Genomic DNA, 17,957 nt, shown 5'->3' on the forward strand with positions numbered 1-17,957 from the left:
TACGTAATGGCTTCGATATGACAAATTTTAATGATAAAATCACCTCCATTATTGTATCGCCAAGAAGAAATTGAGGTCTGTAAATTTTAAACAATAGCTTGTCTAAAGAATTCTTAAGACAAGCTAAAAACACAAAAAGTCCAGCAAATTGCTGGACTTTTATCTAATATATACATTTTATTGCCTAATGTGAAGACATAGAAGCCTTCCGTTTTTTGAGTTGTACTTCCAAATCGCGAACCGTTTCATGCATGGCTGCTTCAAAGCTTTTTTCGTCAGACTCTGCAAAAATGCGAGGTCCGGGTAGACTTAACCTGATATTACATTTTTTGCCTTTATCTCCAACCGTATTTTCTTTTTTAAAGAATACATCTGCACGAATTAGAAAATCATATCTAACTGCTAATTTGTTCAGTTTTTCAATAGTCATTTCTTCAAGTCGATCGCTTTGCGTAAGGTCTACAAATTCAAAATTTATTTGCATAATCCAGTAATTTAGTGTTTGATTAATTTATTGGTTAAAAGGTACGAACTGCGCATTTCATAAAAAAAGATATTTGTCAGTTTTAAGAGAAATTTAAGTTTGACAGCACCAGCATGTTTTGGGAAAGTTTTAAGGATTCTTGGCGAAGCTTTAAGATTTATACCTGTTAAATACAGCTATCTTAGCTGTACATCAATCAAACAAACAACACCAATCATGAAAAAGCATAAACGTTTCCTTTTATTCTATGTATGTTGGGTTTCTGGTATTGTATGGGTTTTAAACAGCCCTATGCAGCAAACAACTACCACGAATACGGTAAGGCCAAAAAGCAGCTGTTCAAAACAAATCAAAATAACTATATCCCAGCAAACTTATAAAAATCAACTAAGAAGCCCTTGCAAATCACAAAGGAGTTAAGTAAGTTTTGCAAACCATCATTCGTATTTCTAAAAGGTAAAACTACGTGTACCCAAGTTGTATTTTAGCTTCAATGTAAGTAGAGAAAAATGGTGAGATTTTAGCAACTAAAATTAGCAGATTATTTTAAAAAGCAGCTAGGGGATATGGCTTGTTTACACCACCTTATGGTAAACAATCCATATGGGAAATATACCAACTAAATCAGCACAACTCTCAGAGGCGATAAGAAGAATTAAGGAGGCAAAATCTAAAGGGAGTGATTTACTCATTTTATCGGGCATAGGGTTAACTTCAGAAGACCTTAAATTATTAATTCCCCGAATTCGAAAAATGCGAAAGCTTAAAAAACTGGCGCTAGGCAATAATAAAATACGCATATTGCCTAAAGAAATAGGTACCCTAAAACAACTTACCAACCTGATTTTGTTTAAAAATCTGCTCATTGAGCTTCCGGAAGACGTTAAGACCTTGAAAAATCTTCAAGTACTGGATTTAACTGATAATCCATTAAAAAAAGAAGAAATAATACGCTTAACAGCTATCTTCAAAGGCAATGTACTTAGAACCAATATGGCGGCTTATCAAAGAACCCAAGATCCTAAAAAAGTACTGGAAGCTATTTATGGTGAACCTAGAGCTGCCGAAATGGCAATTGAACTCAACGCACTTGAATTGGGCTTTTTTCAAATTGAAGGAGGCGATTTTAAAAGTGCCCCAGAGATTTTTCAGGAGTTTTTAGAAAAATTTCCTGAAACCGATGAATACTCAGAAAAGATCTATTTTCCAGCCGCCAGACACCTTTTAGATAATGCATTAAATACCCATTTACCTGAGGAAGAAAGAGGCCTTTTTGTGCAACAGATAGCCACTTCGCTAAATGATTGTCCTACGCCTGTAAAAAGCTTTTTGGTGCAAGCTTATATTGGTCAGTTTTTAGAAAAACAAGAAGAAATTCCAGATTACCTGTACACTTTTATAGAAAGAGAAGCCATTGAAGAACATATTCTATCGCAGCTTGCCGAGGATATTTTACGAGATAATGAACTCATTGAACAAGTACAAGGATTAAGCAATAGTTTGTATTTGGCAGATGCTGAAAACCGTGAAGACAATAAAGTACCTATTACAGGGGATAGGGACAGACTACCAACAAAAACCGATAATTTGGAGATTTCGTTTGGATTGATCTCAGAAGAAGCCGCACTTGCCTTTGTACAGTTAGTATGTAAGACCAACGACAAACAAGAAGCCATAAAAAAAGACGGAAAGTATGAGTTTGATCTGGCAAAGGTAAGAGCAATTGCAAAACCCTATTTTTCAAGCAGACATATTCTGCCATTAGCCAAAAAATATGCCCAGCAATTTAGCGAAGAAATGCAGGTATTTATACCAGCTAAAAAAAATGCGCCAGAGCATACAGAGGTGCGTTTAACCGCAGCAAAATTACAATTGCAGTTAGAAGGTCTTAAAAATTCGGAGATGGCAGCATTCTATCAAAACTTTGTAGCAGCACAAAAAACGGTATTTAAAAAAGTCTCCAGAGACGATAGCTTAACAGCCTTGACCACTGCATTAAATGAAGACCATCGTTTACAAGGAGGCGAGGTATTTGGCACAGAGGTTAAAACAGAGCGTAAAACCTCCGTACAAAAACAAAGTATGTAGCGCATAGTGTATTATAATAAGTTAGAAAGAGCTAGTAATGTTATCAGTAGTTAATTATTCTATTTTACATAATATAAATTATAGGGCAAATAATATATTGTAGCAATTTGCGTATAGCTGTGCTATTTTAGCATAATATCAGATATAACGTCTTTAGACTTATATCGGCACAGATATTATGTAAAAGCAAATTGCGAATCTAATTTTGTAAATATTCGTAAGCTATCATGTTCCCAGCCGCAACATCTCGCAGCTTTTTAAAAATACTTCACTGGATTAATTTTAAAAACTCGCGTAAAATATTCTAGAGACTTTATATTTCCAATAAATGCTTTATGGTATTTATTTTTAAACATAATTTCGAGCCGCTTGCCTAAGTTTATACTGAGCTTGTCGAAGTACCAAAATAAAAACTAACCTTCTTCATTAATATTGTTCTAGACGTGTTCGTGAATGCTGCGCATGTCTCGTGGATTGCCACAAGAGCATAAATTTTAAGAAATCGACTTTTTAGGAGATTCACGAACACATTTGAAGTTTTTGCAAATAATTAAATATGTGAGTAAAAATAAAATTCTAAGCACTTATTCTATTCTCGATATTATTTAAACTTTTTTTTATTGTAACTTCTAATATTATGTAAAATAGAAATTGAGTTTTTTGAACTTCTAAAGTTTTCATTCTTATCTTTTTTTCTTGATAAAAAAAGAAACAAAAAAATCAAGACTGCATAAACTTTTGGAAACAATTACGGCTCGTTACGCTATATTTTAGGAAACATTGGAACTCGTTAAGATTGTTTTGAAATCCTTTGTAAAAAAGAAACTCTTAAGAAACTGTATTACTAAACCCCTAAAATATGGAGGCTCATTTCTCCTATTGTTTTAACCAAAAATTTATGAGGCCAAGTTTAATATCGAGTTTCTATTTTACATAATGTTAAGGAAAAATACTCTTTTTACCTCAATCTAACACCTACAATTCTTTCAAATTGGTTATTATCTATATAACCATATATTTTACCTCTATTACCTATAAAGTTTATGGCATATTCTCTCAATCTGGTATAAATATCAGTTTCTTGTCGATAAATTCTTAATTCATATTCACTATCTCCTATTCTGGATAAAGCCATAATATCTCCTTCACTAGCTAGCCCAGTTCTCATTAATTTTCCTGTCCCTAATCTAAAATCTAAATTATTTTCTGCTTCAAATGTTACACGACAATTATCATCTATTATATCTAAGTCTTTATAATGAAGTCTTATTAAAGCTGAATAAGTTCTTTTTCGTCCCCTATTATTGAGTATAGTTAGCGCAGGAAAAAAATCATAAGAATATTTACTTAAAAAAAAGTATTGAGTACCAACAGTTACTCGCCCTTCAATTCGAGAAGTATCATTCGCACTTAAAGTCATAATTAATGTACTACGTTGATCTTCATCAATAACAACTTCTCTTCTTAATTCATCATATAAAAGTGACCATGCTGGAGCTTCTAAATTATCTAGTGTTGGTTTATGATAGTCCCATCGTTGATTCAATAAATTTCCCATCAAATTGTCCCATGTAAAATTCATTTCACGTGTGTGTTCTCCAGTAGCTATTAATGAAGATTCAATATTTGCAGACATTCCAGGACCAGTGAAATTACCAGAAGAAATAATAAGTGATTCATTTTCTTCACTACTAACTCCATAGCACTTCATATGCAATAACCTGTTTCTATTTACTAAATGGACATCAACCCCAATCTCTAGTAATTTTTCAACGACCTGTTTACTTGATAATCTTTGAGAAGTTTTCCCTCCTAAAACAGCAGTTACTTGACCACCAGCATCGATATGATTTTTAAAAGTATCATAAAATCGTATACCTCCATTATAATTTGAAAATCCCGAAATAAGAAACATCGAACCAGTTCCTGGAGTATGGTTTCTTACCCATACATCTTCAAGCATGTTGATTAACCCTTTGTAATTTCGATTTGTATGATATACTTCAGGATGAATTGTATAATTAATCATTATTTTCTAAAATTATTAAGGTTTCAGAATTTATTGCATTAGCACTATGTAATTCATAACGTTTGTAAGTTTGAAGAGGAATCATTTCTTTAATTTTCCAACCATTTTGTTCTGCAATTATTGCAAGGTGTTGTGGTGTTTCAATATGGAAAGTTGTACCTCCAAGTGTAGTTTTATTATGACCTACAATAAGTGCATAATATCCACCAATTTTCAACTTTCTTTTAATTGATATAAAACTCATCTTCATATCAGAAAAATACTTATATAATAATAAAGGTACTGCTCTTCTTCTGAATCCATCATCAATACCGATTGATTTTTCAAGAGATAAACAATAATGATGGGTTTCCGTTGGAAGTAAATTACTATTACTTTTTAAATTATCTAAGGCTTTTTCTTTTTTAGCTTTTGTATTCAGTTCTCTACTTCCCGTTAAAGAGGCTTCTAAAGACTTTATATCTGATGCTTTTGATAATCCAAGCCAAACTAAACTAAGTCTTTGAGTATCAATATATGGAAGTGCCATTGCATATGGAGGACTTGTTATTGCTAAATCATACTTCTTAAAGTCTTTATTTAGATGTAAAGACTCTTCATAAGTTCTATTATCCTTCAGTAAAGCAAAACTATCAGTATTTAATACTCCTGTAATTTTCTGAGCATTTTTTAATACTGTCAAAAACTTAAAAACTTTATCTTCTATCGCTTTTTCAAAAGGAATATCTGGCATTGGAGATTTTCTCTTTCTAATTCTTAAATCTCTAGGTTCTTGAAGAGAATACTCTCGTAACATATCACTGACCAGAGCTAAAAAAATTGTAGAGTGAGATTTAGGCAGCTTATTTAAGTAGATCTTTATTTGTTCGGCTTTAATTAAAATATCTCTGGGAAACCATTTCAAAAGGTATTTTATTCTCTCATTCTCTTCATTTAATTCAATGTCTTTTTTATTCCATTTCTTTTGAATACTCAAAAATGAAGTTTCAAGATCAATAGAATTTGTATTCAAAGCCGAAATTTTAGCATTAGACAAATAAACGGCCATTGGGTTTATATCTGTTCCTTCTGCTTGAATACCCATTAAAGAAGATTCACATAGCGATGTACCACTTCCACAAAATGGATCTAGAAGCCTATCACCTTTCTTCGCATCAAAAATATTTAATATTGATTTTACTATTTGTGGGTTAAACTTTCCTTTATATTCATGTAATCCATGAACTGAATATCTAGTAAATTGACGTTTTTTTGACTCAGAAAGCACTTGGCTTGATTCTAATTCTGATTGAATTGTATCAGAAATATTCTCTTCATTATTAATTTTCGAAAAGTAAACTAATCGTTTAGCTAATTCTGCATCAAAATTTCCAATTAATTTAACTCCTTTTTTGGTTGTTATAATTTCTTTTGGACATAGTAAAGTTTCAATTTCAGAATAAGCCAACTCTTTTTCGTATTCAAAATATTTGTATTTATGCCATTCTAATTCCAATTCATTCATACTTTTCTTAATATAACAATATGCTCTTGTTTGATTCTGGCATGATTTAAATTAAATGATTTTCTATTAGAGTTCATATTTCTTGTAATAATATCATCTAAAACAAATCCATTCAACTTTCCTGCATTTGCAATTATAGTTTCATTTGCTATTATTTCTCCATGAATTTTTGAATTACCAGTTACCATAATAACTTTACCATCATTAACCACTAGCTGACTCAATTTATAGAAAATTTGATTCATTTGTGTTTCAAAATCAGCGGCTGTTTGATGATTTTTTTTAAAATAATGAGCTCGTGCTCCAATCTCTTTATTTTTAACATCAATCGGATCATAACCCAACCACCACATTCTATATTTATGATATAACCAATATTCATAGGCATTTGGGTATGGCGGAGAAGTAACAACTAATCCGATTGGGCGATTTATTAATTTAACATCTAATTCTAGGATATTTTTATTTAGTATTGTTGATTGCTGTCTGTTCTTTTTATTTTTCGGAATAAATTTTATTAATCTATCTATACTATTTAAAAATAAATCAAAAACTAAATCATAATCTACATCTTTACTTACTGCTGCATATCTAGTATCACTATCTTGATTAGATACTTTAACAATTATACTTGAAACAGCAACTTTATAAATTTCTTTTAGAGTTAGATCTTTTGTTTTAAAAATCTGATCAGTTAAAGTAGCTAATGCTAATTGCACTCCTTTTTTAAACCAATGATTAAGATTCGGAATATCTGGGATTTTAACGTTTTTAACGTTCTGTTTTGAATTGAAAACTAGCTCTAAAGATTTATTTTTTAAGTTTTCTGGTAAAGAGTTACCGGTTTTAATTTTTGAAATTAGACAAGCAATCGGGTTTAAATCAACACCAAAAGACTCATGTCCTGCAATTTGCGATTCTAAAAGAGTAACACCACTTCCACAAAAAGGATCTAATATTGCTGTTCTATCTGGAAAACTTATATTTTCAATAATTGCTCTAGGTATCTCAGGAATAAATTTCGCTGGATAAGGATGTATAGAATGGATACTTAATGATTTATTCGAATTTTTAAAATCCCAATCAATCTGTCTTAATGGATGTTCCTTTATTTCTTTAGCATTAATCATTTTGTAAATATAAATTGTTTGAATTCTTTTTTCTAACAATTTTAATTAAGTTGTAAAATAAGTTATTAAGAATAATTTATCCATTTCACACACATTACGCTTCCCTCCTACGTCGTCGCATAAAGAGTGTTCCATTAACATCCTAGAAGAAACTTTTTAGAATAAATTTTTTTCAAGAAACTGTAGTAAGAACTTTTCGCTTTTAACCAAAGCTCAAGTTACATAACGCAGAACATTATAGTACAAATGTCATATTTTATAATTTATGGGTTTTTGCCAATTGTAACTCGTTAAGATTGCTTTGAAATTCCTTGTGTATTTAGAACTCTTAAAAAGGCTTATTACTAAACTCCTAAAATATGTACGCTTCACTCACCTATTGTTTTGCCAAAATTTTATGAGATCGAGTTGAAATCAAATTTAAATTAATCTTCCTTTACTTCATCGTTATTCTCTTTTTTAGTAGGAACAACTAATTTAGTTCGTTCAAAAATAGAACTTATAGTTTTAGGTTCAATTAACTCTCTTTCTCCAGCAGAATTGAACATCTCTGATAAATCTTGATTATAGAGTCCTTTTGATGAATTAAGAATTTTAATTAGTTTTTCTAAATGGTCTTGTAATATAAAAACAAATAAGTCGTCGTCATCTTTGAAATGAAGAATAATTTTTCTACAAACTTCGTCAGCTTTAGAAACAATATTTGATGAGTATTTAAAAAGGCCTAATGCAAAAAATTTGATATGACTAGAAGAAACCTCTGTTTGATTAATTATTACATCTAAAATGTCATTAAATATCCTGTTTAATTTTCTTCCATCTAAATAATCATTTTCTAATAAGCCATTCCAAAAATCAACATCGTCTGGAATACTCTTTTCAGTTTTTGCTATTGATTCAAAATACTCATCATAAGCACTCATAAAGAAAGTGTTTTTAGTAATTTTTTTATCTAAAAGTTCATTTTCGGTAAGACCTTTGAAAGCAAAATTCAAATTATTATCTGTATCAAAGTTTTCTAGCCAAACTTCTTTTGAAGTATTATTTAGCTCACTTATAATTTTATCGTGTATATGCTTAATAGAGTTAAAACTATGATTGTCTTGAGAGAACGTTAATTCTATGATAGATGTTCTTAAATCAAACACATCTTCTCCTTTAAAGTTTTTTTCAAATTTGGGATTCCAACTATCAAACCTATTTAGGAAGTCATTAAAATTATTTGGAAAAATTTTAGTTTTGATTTTGTCTAAATTTTCAAAAACCCACTTTATACTTAATGATTGAGTAAACCCGAATTGATTACGTGTTACTATATTAATTATTTCATTAAGTAAAAGATGATTTCTTCCTTTATCTATAACTAATTTAAGTAACGAACCATAATCAATATAATAGTGTATAATTTCAGCAATTCTTTCCGCTTTATCTATTTTACCAAGCTCTGTTGTGAAAAATGAACTTCTTGGCACAGTAGTTTCTAGATGAGCAATTTGATTAGCAATTACATCAAAATAAGGATTTTCATCACTACTTCCATTATGGTTTAGATAATTTGTTGCAGTAGCTTCAGGTATTAATTTTAAAGCTTTTTTCCCTGTCAGTGTTTTAATAATTTCTATTAAATATTCAACGTCCTCTATAGAGGTATAACCTACAGCTTGTAGTTTTGTTTCAATATGTTTTCTGAATTCTTCAAAATTATAAGACTTATCATTTTTCTTTAAAAACTTTATGACGTGTAACCAATTATGGTTCATAGGTATTCCGTCTTTATGTTCAATATAATATTTGTTTAATTCTTTTGAATTTGAGTAGATTTTCAAATCTTTAAAAGTACATTTCCCTTCTTTAAAAAGGTTTTCCATATCATCTATGAAATAAACAAATTGGTCAGATGTAAATTCAACTTTATCTAAATCTATATTTATCTTAATTGAATTTTCATTTATATATTCAATTAAATCATATACAGTTGAGTAATAATCACTTCCTTTTTCAGATTTTTTAAATTTTTGTTTGCTATTATAAGCAATTTTGTCAGCAAGTTTCTTTGACGTCCCTTTTGAAGTTTTTGCTAAAATATTTTTGTGCCAATCAGTTAATAATTGGAATTCTTCTTCTGGTCTTCTATCTAAGTTTTTACCAAATTTTTCCCAATAAGTAGATAAAGATTTCGAAGAGACTACATCTTTAATCTCATCTAATATTTTTGCAGTATTCTCTGGTCTCGAACTTGGAAAATCACCTTTTTGAATTACATTGTCAAAATATGTTTTAAACTCACTGTGCTTTTTAACCTCTTTCAGAACATCGAAATTAGCTTTGAAAAATATATCTTCAATATTATTTTTTAGTAGAATTTCACTTGATTTTTCTTTATTAACATTATATACTATAGCAGCTAGACTCTCCTCCAATTCAGCGTTATTACTAAACAGATATGATTCTTGTTTTAGGAATTGTTTACTTGAAATAGTAGTTAGAGGGTTTGATAAAATCTCTTTCTTTCTTAAAGAAAAAAGTGCTAAATATTTAATGTCAATTGAATTATTATGCTGTAAATAAAGAGAGACTAGGTTGTTAACAAATGTTATAATATCTCTTGGCCTTCTATTATTTGTATCAGTAACTATTTCATAAAGAGATGAAATAAAATCAATATCATCACTATTAATAATTTCCTTAAAAGATTCTTTAAATTTTAAAACAAAGAATTTTTTCCAATCCGATAAAACAGGCGGAGAAATTCTAAAAATTGTTGAAAAAGTTTTACCTATAAAATTATCAATTATATATGAGTCTTCATTTTTATCAAAATGACTTGATAAGTGTTCTTTATCGTAAGGAATAATAACCCAGACATTATCAATTTTTTCTTCCGCAAAGAAAGTGTGTATCGAAGACCATAATGACAGTACTTTTGCACTATCTGATAGCCTGTCCATATTATCAAAAACTATAACTAAACCGTCTGATTTTAAATCTTTAGTAATTTTTCCAAAGTATTCCTTAAAGCTCTTAACAGATGGCTCTTCTTCTAATGTGTGTTCTAATTCTTCTGAAGTTAAATCTGAACCACTAAAAATGTAAAACAACTGTTTAAATCTATCTTTAAAATTTATATTTTTTGTTTTTTCGTCTTTATCAAAATCTTTATATTCTTTCTTTATTTCAATTAATCCCCAAACAAATAATATTACAGGTAAAAAATATTTTACTAGTATAAGTTTTAATATTGGAGATTGAAAAGATGGAATAAAATCTTTTGTACTAAAAAAGTCTTCATTTAAAATATCTAAAAAAGAAAATAATAATATGGAAGCCATTATTAAAATCCAATAGAATTTTACTTTAGGGAATTTTTCTGTAGTTTTTAGTGAAGTTTTGGAAAGTAGCTTATTTAATTCTTTATTCCAATCAATACTGCCTTTAAACTTATCTTTTTTCTTAAGTTTTGAAATTAACTCTTCTAGAAATGTTTTTCTTGTTAAATCTTCTTGATGTCCCCAAGCATCATAGGTAAAAAAGAAATAATCTGAATCTAACTTATCGAATTTAGAATTAAGTATGCTGACTACATTTGATTTACCTGAACCCCATTTACCTTGAAGACCAATTATATTATTAGGCAAAGATTTATCTTTTATAAGCTCAAAGATTGTATTTGAAATTTTTTCGTGCGATTTGCCTTCAAACAAATCTTCTCCTGATGGAGAACTAGAAATATAAGTTGGTTTTGGCTTAATGGATGGTTCACTCATAAATAGATTTTAAATTGTTAAAGGTTTACTAAATCAAGAGTTGTGCCGTTTGGTAATTCATATGTTTTTAAGCAAATAACTGACAAAAACAAAAGAATTATAATAAAAATATGACAATAATTCATTGATTATAATTGCTATACGGTTCATTAATCATTTTGTTCAAGTCAAAAAACAGGTTTTACGATTAAATTAATCACCCTTTTTGTGTTTATGTTTTTTAATGGAGGATAGTCTTTCTTTTTGTCTGGACTAACTCGTCTTCTTTTGTCTAACGAACCATCATCTTTTTTGGTTTTGAACCAGGTTTAATAGCTTCAATTTTCATTATGATATTTGGTTTTAAATATTCAAGTATAAATATATAGAAGTTAAAAGGTAATAAGTTACGGTAAACCATAAAGAAAGTAAGGGATATTTATCCCATTCCATACACATTCCCCTACTCTCCTACGTCGGTTCGGGCAAAGCGTATTCCATTACATTTTTAAAGAAACTTTTAGAAAGAAAAAAATGAAGTAACTGTTTGTGTATATAAACCGCTTTTTCCAAAGCAAAGTTACCCTTCGATAAAAAGCTCAGGGCAGGCGCCACGCAGAACATTATAGGGCAAATATGTTTATACGAGTAAAACGGCGAATACTGTGTATTTGATATAAGATCAGATATAAGTACGCGCAAGCGTATTATATCGATAATTTTGCTTTTACAATTATGCATGAGTTAGGTCATGTCTACAAACACCTCACAAAGCCGAAGTAAAAAAATGCTAATTTTTTTCTAAATAATGCAAATATGAAAATGGAGGAATTTGAAGCAGATAACTATGCCCAAAGTAATTTAATAGAGCTTGATATATGAAATGAATTTTATATGTCTAATGAAGAATTTGATGATGAAACAATTATTGGTTTTGCTAATAAATTAAACATCCATCCAGGTATAGTTAGAGGTCGTATTTGCTTTGAAAATCCAGAATATTATAGAAAAAGGACTATTTTTAATAGAATGAATATTTTATCTTAAAATTCCAGTAGGCACTATAATTTTGGATATCTTACTCCCAAATATTGATACAATCGCCTTAATTTCATACGCCAATTAATACTTGCCATATGCCAAGATTTACTTCCTTCAATATTTAAAATATTATCGTGAGAATGACGCATTTTTTGTTTCTTAGCCATTCTTTTGTCAAAAAGCAGAAGTAAATGAGGATTATCAATTGGGTCTGGGTCCTCATCTAAATCAAATATATTTCTATCTGTATCCTTATTAAACTTTTCTTTTTTTGATTTTAACATGTTATATAAATCAGATAAATCTTCTGATTCTGTGATATATTCTAAATCATAAATGTCTTTTTTAGCAGGACGACTGGCACAACTCACTAATTTGAAAAGCCCTATATCTTTTACATCAAAACAACGTACTCCTTTAATGATTTCAAAATCATAAAGCGCTTTCATATTCTGAATAATATCCACTTTTATTGTAGCATTCTTTTTAGCTACATAAAAACGTATATCTACAAATTGGTCATTCTCTTTTATAGGATATATTATATTTAATAATTTATCACCATAAAATGCTTTTGCTTCTGATTCAATTTGTTCAAATCCTTTAATACCTATGATGTTGGTAGAAAACAAGTCAATGTCTTCGGATATTCTGTGATTAAAGCGCAATGCTAAATTTGTACCACCTGCCAATGCAAAATCAGACAGACTAGGTAATTCCTGCAATTCTCTAATTGTTTGCAAAAGTAATTTGGAAACCGCTTGCATTATTTATACTGCGTAACGGTAGAAAGGCTTTGTATTATATCGTTTACTTACTAGAATACATACTTGATTACTAATATTCTCTTTAGTATGTTTTAGAATCTGTAAAATATCTTTTTTAGAATAATATTCTTCTAATAATTTAATGTCTTTGGAAAAAGAATCTTTATTAGTAGCATATAAAGCTCTTGGAATAATAATATCTTTATCTCTTTTAATAGATAATTTGCTACTATCCATATCCCAAAACACATGGTTAGGGAATACTTTAGATATGTCTACTCTTGTTTTCAAAACTTCTTATAATAACGTTTAATACTTTTATGTATTATAGTCTACTTAATACAAATATATGAAATAGTATATAAATAAGTATTTAAACTAATTGTTCTATTATTATTATTAATAGAACTTATATATCTTAGACGTTTATTAGAGTAATATATTACATATTTACTAGTGAAATTATTTAAAAAGTCTTTAAGTGAGTAATTAACTCTTTAATAACAATACAATTCAAATAAGCCATTCCACACACATTCCACTTCCCTCCTACGCTTCGACTATGCTCACCACGGGTTTGCCGCATAAAATTGTTTATTCGCAAGGTTTTCATTATTTTTTGATGGAGTTTATGATTCTCGTAAAAAAGCTTAGTTTCATTAACGTCTTAGAAGAAACATTTGTCAAGAAAAAATAAAGAAACGGTAGGATGCCAAAGCGCCAGCTGGCTCATTCGCTAAAATAGTCCACCGGACTATTCTTTAACACTCTACCCTGTTTTAGCCAACGTTTTCTGTGGTCAGGTTAAATTCGAGATTCTAATATTTTTAACTTTTCGTAGTCAAAACTTTAATTATAAATTTTGAGGTAAAAATCTCCCGTAAATCTTTCAGTATTAATTACATCCTGACTATTATCTTCCTTTTTAAAAATTCTTTTATAGGTATATTGTGCAGTTCCTATAAAATAACCATTTGTAGAATCGTAATAACCCGAAAATTGAGAACTGTTTATAAAAGTAATTCTTTGATTTACACTACCGCTGGTATTTCGATCGATGTAGCTCTCACTGGAAGTGGTAAACTCTAAAAGGGTATCGGTTAAGGAGAACTCAGAGAAAGTACTTGTAACAACATACACTTGTTGATTAGCAAATTCATGCGGCTGATTTGTTGTATTATCTTCAAAAAATTTGATTGAACTTATCCAACAATCATCTTCATTATATTCCGTAATTGTATTTAATAACAAATCTTCAACAATAATATTTCTTTTGCAAAGCTTGTTTTCATCAGGGTAAATTTCACTAGCAGGTCTTATTAGCCATAAATTTGCATTCGTCAGTAATTCAAATAAATCATTTTGCCTTTTACTACCAAAATAATTTATTTTTAAATTTTCTTTTCCGTCAATGGTTTCAACTGAAATTATTCCTTGAATTGCATCTGAAGTATTTTGAACTGGAGAAAAAACAGCATTTATAATTATAGAATCTCCCGCATTAATAATACCGCCGTTGCCCCCATCTAAAGTTACTTCTGAATGCGCTGTTGATAATGGTTTAATTTCAATAGCTGTATCTGAATTATTTTTAATTATAAAACTTTTCACTGGTGAATTTTCTCCTACAACTATCTGTCCAAAATCTAGGTCTTCTCCTATAATTTCTAATTTAGGAGCATAAATACCTATGCCTGTTAACATTACTAACGTATCATCAATAACCGCGTCATTCTTTACCATAATTTCACCCGTATATTCTTTTTCTTCAAACGGGCTGAAAGTCACTAATATTTCTTGTGAAGACGCTAACGGAATTAAACCTGAACTCCAATCAACACTAAAGCCATCAGGTAATACGATGTCTAAAATATTTATTTCACTTTCCAGCGTATTCATCAATGTAAAAATTCTACTTTCCGAAGTACCTACTCCAACTTCACCGAAATCTGTATCCCCCAATAAGCTTAAACCATCGCAATAAAACACTTCTTGATTATCCTGAACAAAACAGAATTCTTCCTGATTGTTATATATAGCTAAATCATTAAAAAACATGGCAAGTTGAACAAAACTTTCAATCTTATCTACCTGAGAAAGTCGGGCAAAAACTACCCTTATCTTTCCAAATAAAGTACTTGTTCCAATTGGTTTACCGGAGCAGGAATTAACTATACCGAACACATCATTAGTTAATCCAGAAAATAGTTTTAATGTGTTTTTTAATAAAGACTTATCATCTCTGTTTAAATAAAAGTCGTTAAGTAAATCTATCATCTGACCAGACATATATTCGCCAACAGCGGTTAAACAATCGCTTAATAAAAACAGTCTTTTTAGCGAATATGAGAAAAGCCCAATAGTGTTTGCAGTAAATCTACCAAGATTATTCCATCTTGCTTTGCTATTTTCTTTTGATTCATCTGCCAGGGGTAGCCCATTCTTTGCTTTTAGTAACCACTGGCCATCTGTGGGTATTGGAAAGTTTATTTCTGTAGCTTTAAAAGTTGATGAAGTATTGGTAAATACTTCTAAAATTCTATCAAACGAAGTAATTTCCTTTTCTCCTTCTAGAAAATAAACTTCATCTGTTGCCTTTCCCTCTGTGTCGTATAATCTTAAACCATACCCATTTATATTTCCATTATTAGTAACATTTACAACTCCATTGGTTATATCTGCTTCTAAAGGTTCTTTTTTAATATTTAACTGAGGTCTTTTACCAGATTCTTGTTTTTTAATGATAATATTTTCAATAATATCATCTACATTAAGGGAATTTAAAGTTCTGTTTCTTATTCCGTTTTCAACAACAACAATAAAGTCTTTAAAAATATCAAGACCTTTTATGTATGAAATAGCTTCTGATTTAGTATTTGGAGCGAAGTTTATAGCCCATGGATGTGTCATTATTAAGGCTAGAGCTGTAGATTCTGAATTTATAATCAATTTGTTACTTCCTGAAGGAGCTATAATTCCATATAAAACAATATCTTCATTATTGTCTTGAGCGAAAACAATTTCATAACCTTCAGACTGATAAATATCAATATCCACATTTCCATCTTGCGGGATATCTTTTTCATCTGCAAATGTTGCTAAGGTTAAATCTTCAATCGAAAATGAAGTATTAGATGGTAATTTAATATCAATATTTATGGAGGTAACTGGCAGTTCTCCTTCTGCGATTTCTTCTTTAACTAAATTGTCATCGTTCTTTCCGCAAGCAAGTATTAATAAAAAAGTAAGTAAACAAAATATAGCATTTCTCATAAGTTATTCTTAAACAAGAAAAGTACAAAACTTATAAACAAAGAAAAGGCTCAATTGCTTGTTAAATAACTGATAAATAATACGTTTTGGCTAAAAATCAAAAGAAATAATTATAAGGAAGCTAAATCTTTGTTTTATTAGTTAGAGTTAAATTGCCATTCCACTTCCCTCCTATGGTTCGACTCCGCTATTAAAACAAAAAATGCCCATCATAAGCCTGAAACAATAATTACAAACATCAATTGTACCGTAAAGGTCCCCCACATTTTATGCTACCTTTCAATTGGAAATGTTTTAAAAATGTACACCGCTGCCAAATTTTGGAGACTGGATTGCTTTTTAAAATCAAAATGTACGTACGTATTTTATTGCATACTAACTGATTAATATCATTGCCTAAAATCTATTCGTTACCTAAATTAATAGTCGCTCTAATTAATAGTTAAAATAGATACGTATACGAATTATAAAAAAATTAAATAACCAATTTCTATCGTCATGAAAACAGCTTATTTAAATAAAATCAAATTTTTTACAGTCATTTCTATATTACTCATTTCTATGTCGATGACTTTTACTAGTTGTGATGCACTTAGAAGATTTCTAGGTATAACAGATACCATTAGCATTTTAGATAATACCAATAAAATTCTGGATAAAGCCGTAAATGATTTAGCGGGTAATTCAGAAAATTTCAATTCAATTATTCAAGAAGCAATAGATGATATTAAGGACGCTCATATAAAAGAACAGCTTAACGACGCATTATTTATTGCAACTAATAATGTAAGTGCTGAATTAAAGTGTACCATTCAATTTACAGCCGATTTTTTAATAAAGAAAATAAGAATTATTAAGGCCGAATATAATGATGAACCCATCCCTTTACAAGAACCCATGATTTGTGTTATACATCCAGATGGGGTAGACATGAATCTGCCACCAAATCTAAGGAACAACATAACAATATCTGGATACTTCTTAAAAGAAAATTATAGAAATTTTGAGCTTTACCATTATGCTTCCAATGGTATCAAAACGAATAAAACTTCTCATTTAAGTATGAGTACCGATTACAAACTTAAAATAAATCTAGGAAGTAATGGGATTACGTTGAATGAAAACAGTAGTAAATTAGTCTTGGAATTGGAAGATGATATTGTTTCTGAAATAGTGGTATTACAGGTACAGCCTGAACCTTGCGAAACTAAAACATGGTCTTATACTAATTTGTCAAATTTAGTGGTGTATCCTGTTCATAAAAGATTTCCAGGAAAAAGAAAAGGAGACAATGATTTTGATGATAATGGGCCATGTGTTACAGGAGACGTAAGCGTTTTTACTAAAAATAATGGTCGTGAGCTTTGGGCTTATTCTTGGGTTCAAATGTGGGAGTGTCCTGATAATTTATCTAAATCAAGAAGTGATTATACCTATGGGAATGCATCAAAAGAAATGAAATTAGCCACCGTAGAGGAAGGGTTCAGAATTCAAAGGATTAACATTGCTACTACAAGTAGTTTTCAATATATTGATAAAGATCACAGCACAGAATCAATATCTGGCTCCGGACCTGTATCGCAATATAGAATACACGGCGATACAGAAGGAAGCGATTTAGGAGCTAGTAGGGTAGAAATTTCCTTTAAGAGTATTAGCGTTTCCTTAATTGAATTGGGCGATTGTATTTCAAATTAATTAGTGCACAATGCCGTTCCATTTAGTACACCTCCCTCCTATGCTTAATACAGGCTTAATGAATACATTGTTGTCTTAGAAGTGCTTCCTCGCTCTACTGCTACTGGGTATTTAGGTGCTCATGAAAGTATAGAAGTTGTTGATCTTAAAAAAGAACCAAAAACACAGGCATTTGCCTTACCAAAGACATGAAATCACTT

At 29.9% G+C, this 17,957-nt stretch carries 11 protein-coding genes; 3 read left to right on the top strand and 8 right to left on the bottom strand.

The genetic code is table 11. The features are described 5' to 3' along the window. Positions 1 to 184 precede the first annotated feature (184 nt). The gene (locus tag WBG07_RS00700) at positions 185 to 484 is read right to left on the bottom strand and encodes an HPF/RaiA family ribosome-associated protein (protein WP_340198554.1); all 300 of its coding nucleotides are present in this window, start codon (positions 482 to 484) and stop codon (positions 185 to 187) included. A 603-nt stretch (positions 485 to 1,087) separates the two neighbouring features. Between WBG07_RS00700 and WBG07_RS00705 the strand changes: the two genes are divergently transcribed. After that, positions 1,088 to 2,572: a leucine-rich repeat domain-containing protein gene (locus WBG07_RS00705; RefSeq protein ID WP_340198555.1), complete on the top strand. Its 1,485-nt coding sequence runs from the start codon at positions 1,088 to 1,090 to the stop codon at positions 2,570 to 2,572. A 958-nt stretch (positions 2,573 to 3,530) separates the two neighbouring features. On the opposite strand, the gene WBG07_RS00710 is transcribed toward WBG07_RS00705, so the two are convergent. The 4 genes from WBG07_RS00710 to WBG07_RS00725 form a co-directional block, all read right to left on the bottom strand. Continuing rightward, complete coding sequence (locus tag WBG07_RS00710; protein WP_340198556.1) at positions 3,531 to 4,601, bottom strand: hypothetical protein; 1,071 nt, start codon at positions 4,599 to 4,601, stop codon at positions 3,531 to 3,533. After that, on the bottom strand, positions 4,594 to 6,105 hold the full coding sequence (locus WBG07_RS00715; RefSeq protein ID WP_340198557.1) for a DNA methyltransferase: 1,512 nt from the start codon (positions 6,103 to 6,105) through the stop codon (positions 4,594 to 4,596). The genes WBG07_RS00710 and WBG07_RS00715 overlap by 8 nt, the downstream gene beginning before the upstream one ends. Beyond that, positions 6,102 to 7,235 carry a DNA methyltransferase gene (locus tag WBG07_RS00720; protein WP_340198558.1) on the bottom strand — a complete coding sequence of 378 codons (1,134 nt, stop codon included), beginning with the start codon at positions 7,233 to 7,235 and terminating at the stop codon, positions 6,102 to 6,104. The genes WBG07_RS00715 and WBG07_RS00720 overlap by 4 nt, the downstream gene beginning before the upstream one ends. A 425-nt stretch (positions 7,236 to 7,660) precedes the next feature. Next, positions 7,661 to 10,999 (bottom strand): P-loop NTPase fold protein, encoded by a 3,339-nt coding sequence (locus tag WBG07_RS00725; RefSeq protein ID WP_340198559.1) that lies wholly within the window; start codon positions 10,997 to 10,999, stop codon positions 7,661 to 7,663. Positions 11,000 to 11,872: 873 nt separating this feature from the next. On the opposite strand from WBG07_RS00725, the gene WBG07_RS00730 reads away from it, so the two are divergent. Further along, positions 11,873 to 12,025, top strand: a complete 153-nt coding sequence (locus tag WBG07_RS00730) for a hypothetical protein (protein ID WP_340198560.1) — start codon at positions 11,873 to 11,875, stop codon at positions 12,023 to 12,025. Positions 12,026 to 12,039: 14 nt separating this feature from the next. On the opposite strand, the gene WBG07_RS00735 is transcribed toward WBG07_RS00730, so the two are convergent. From WBG07_RS00735 to WBG07_RS00745, 3 genes are all read right to left on the bottom strand, one after another. Then, positions 12,040 to 12,786 (bottom strand): nucleotidyl transferase AbiEii/AbiGii toxin family protein, encoded by a 747-nt coding sequence (locus tag WBG07_RS00735; RefSeq protein WP_340198561.1) that lies wholly within the window; start codon positions 12,784 to 12,786, stop codon positions 12,040 to 12,042. Positions 12,787 to 12,789: 3 nt separating this feature from the next. After that, positions 12,790 to 13,035, bottom strand: a complete 246-nt coding sequence (locus WBG07_RS00740; RefSeq protein WP_413788810.1) for a DUF6922 domain-containing protein — start codon at positions 13,033 to 13,035, stop codon at positions 12,790 to 12,792. Positions 13,036 to 13,635: 600 nt separating this feature from the next. Next, positions 13,636 to 16,059 carry a choice-of-anchor D domain-containing protein gene (locus WBG07_RS00745; protein ID WP_340198563.1) on the bottom strand — a complete coding sequence of 808 codons (2,424 nt, stop codon included), beginning with the start codon at positions 16,057 to 16,059 and terminating at the stop codon, positions 13,636 to 13,638. Between the two features lie 498 nt (positions 16,060 to 16,557). On the opposite strand from WBG07_RS00745, the gene WBG07_RS00750 reads away from it, so the two are divergent. Further along, positions 16,558 to 17,757 carry a hypothetical protein gene (locus tag WBG07_RS00750; RefSeq protein ID WP_340198564.1) on the top strand — a complete coding sequence of 400 codons (1,200 nt, stop codon included), beginning with the start codon at positions 16,558 to 16,560 and terminating at the stop codon, positions 17,755 to 17,757. The last annotated feature ends 200 nt before the right edge of the window (positions 17,758 to 17,957 follow it).

The sequence above is a fragment of the Ascidiimonas meishanensis genome (assembly GCF_037782385.1).
Classification (GTDB): domain Bacteria; phylum Bacteroidota; class Bacteroidia; order Flavobacteriales; family Flavobacteriaceae; genus Ascidiimonas; species Ascidiimonas meishanensis.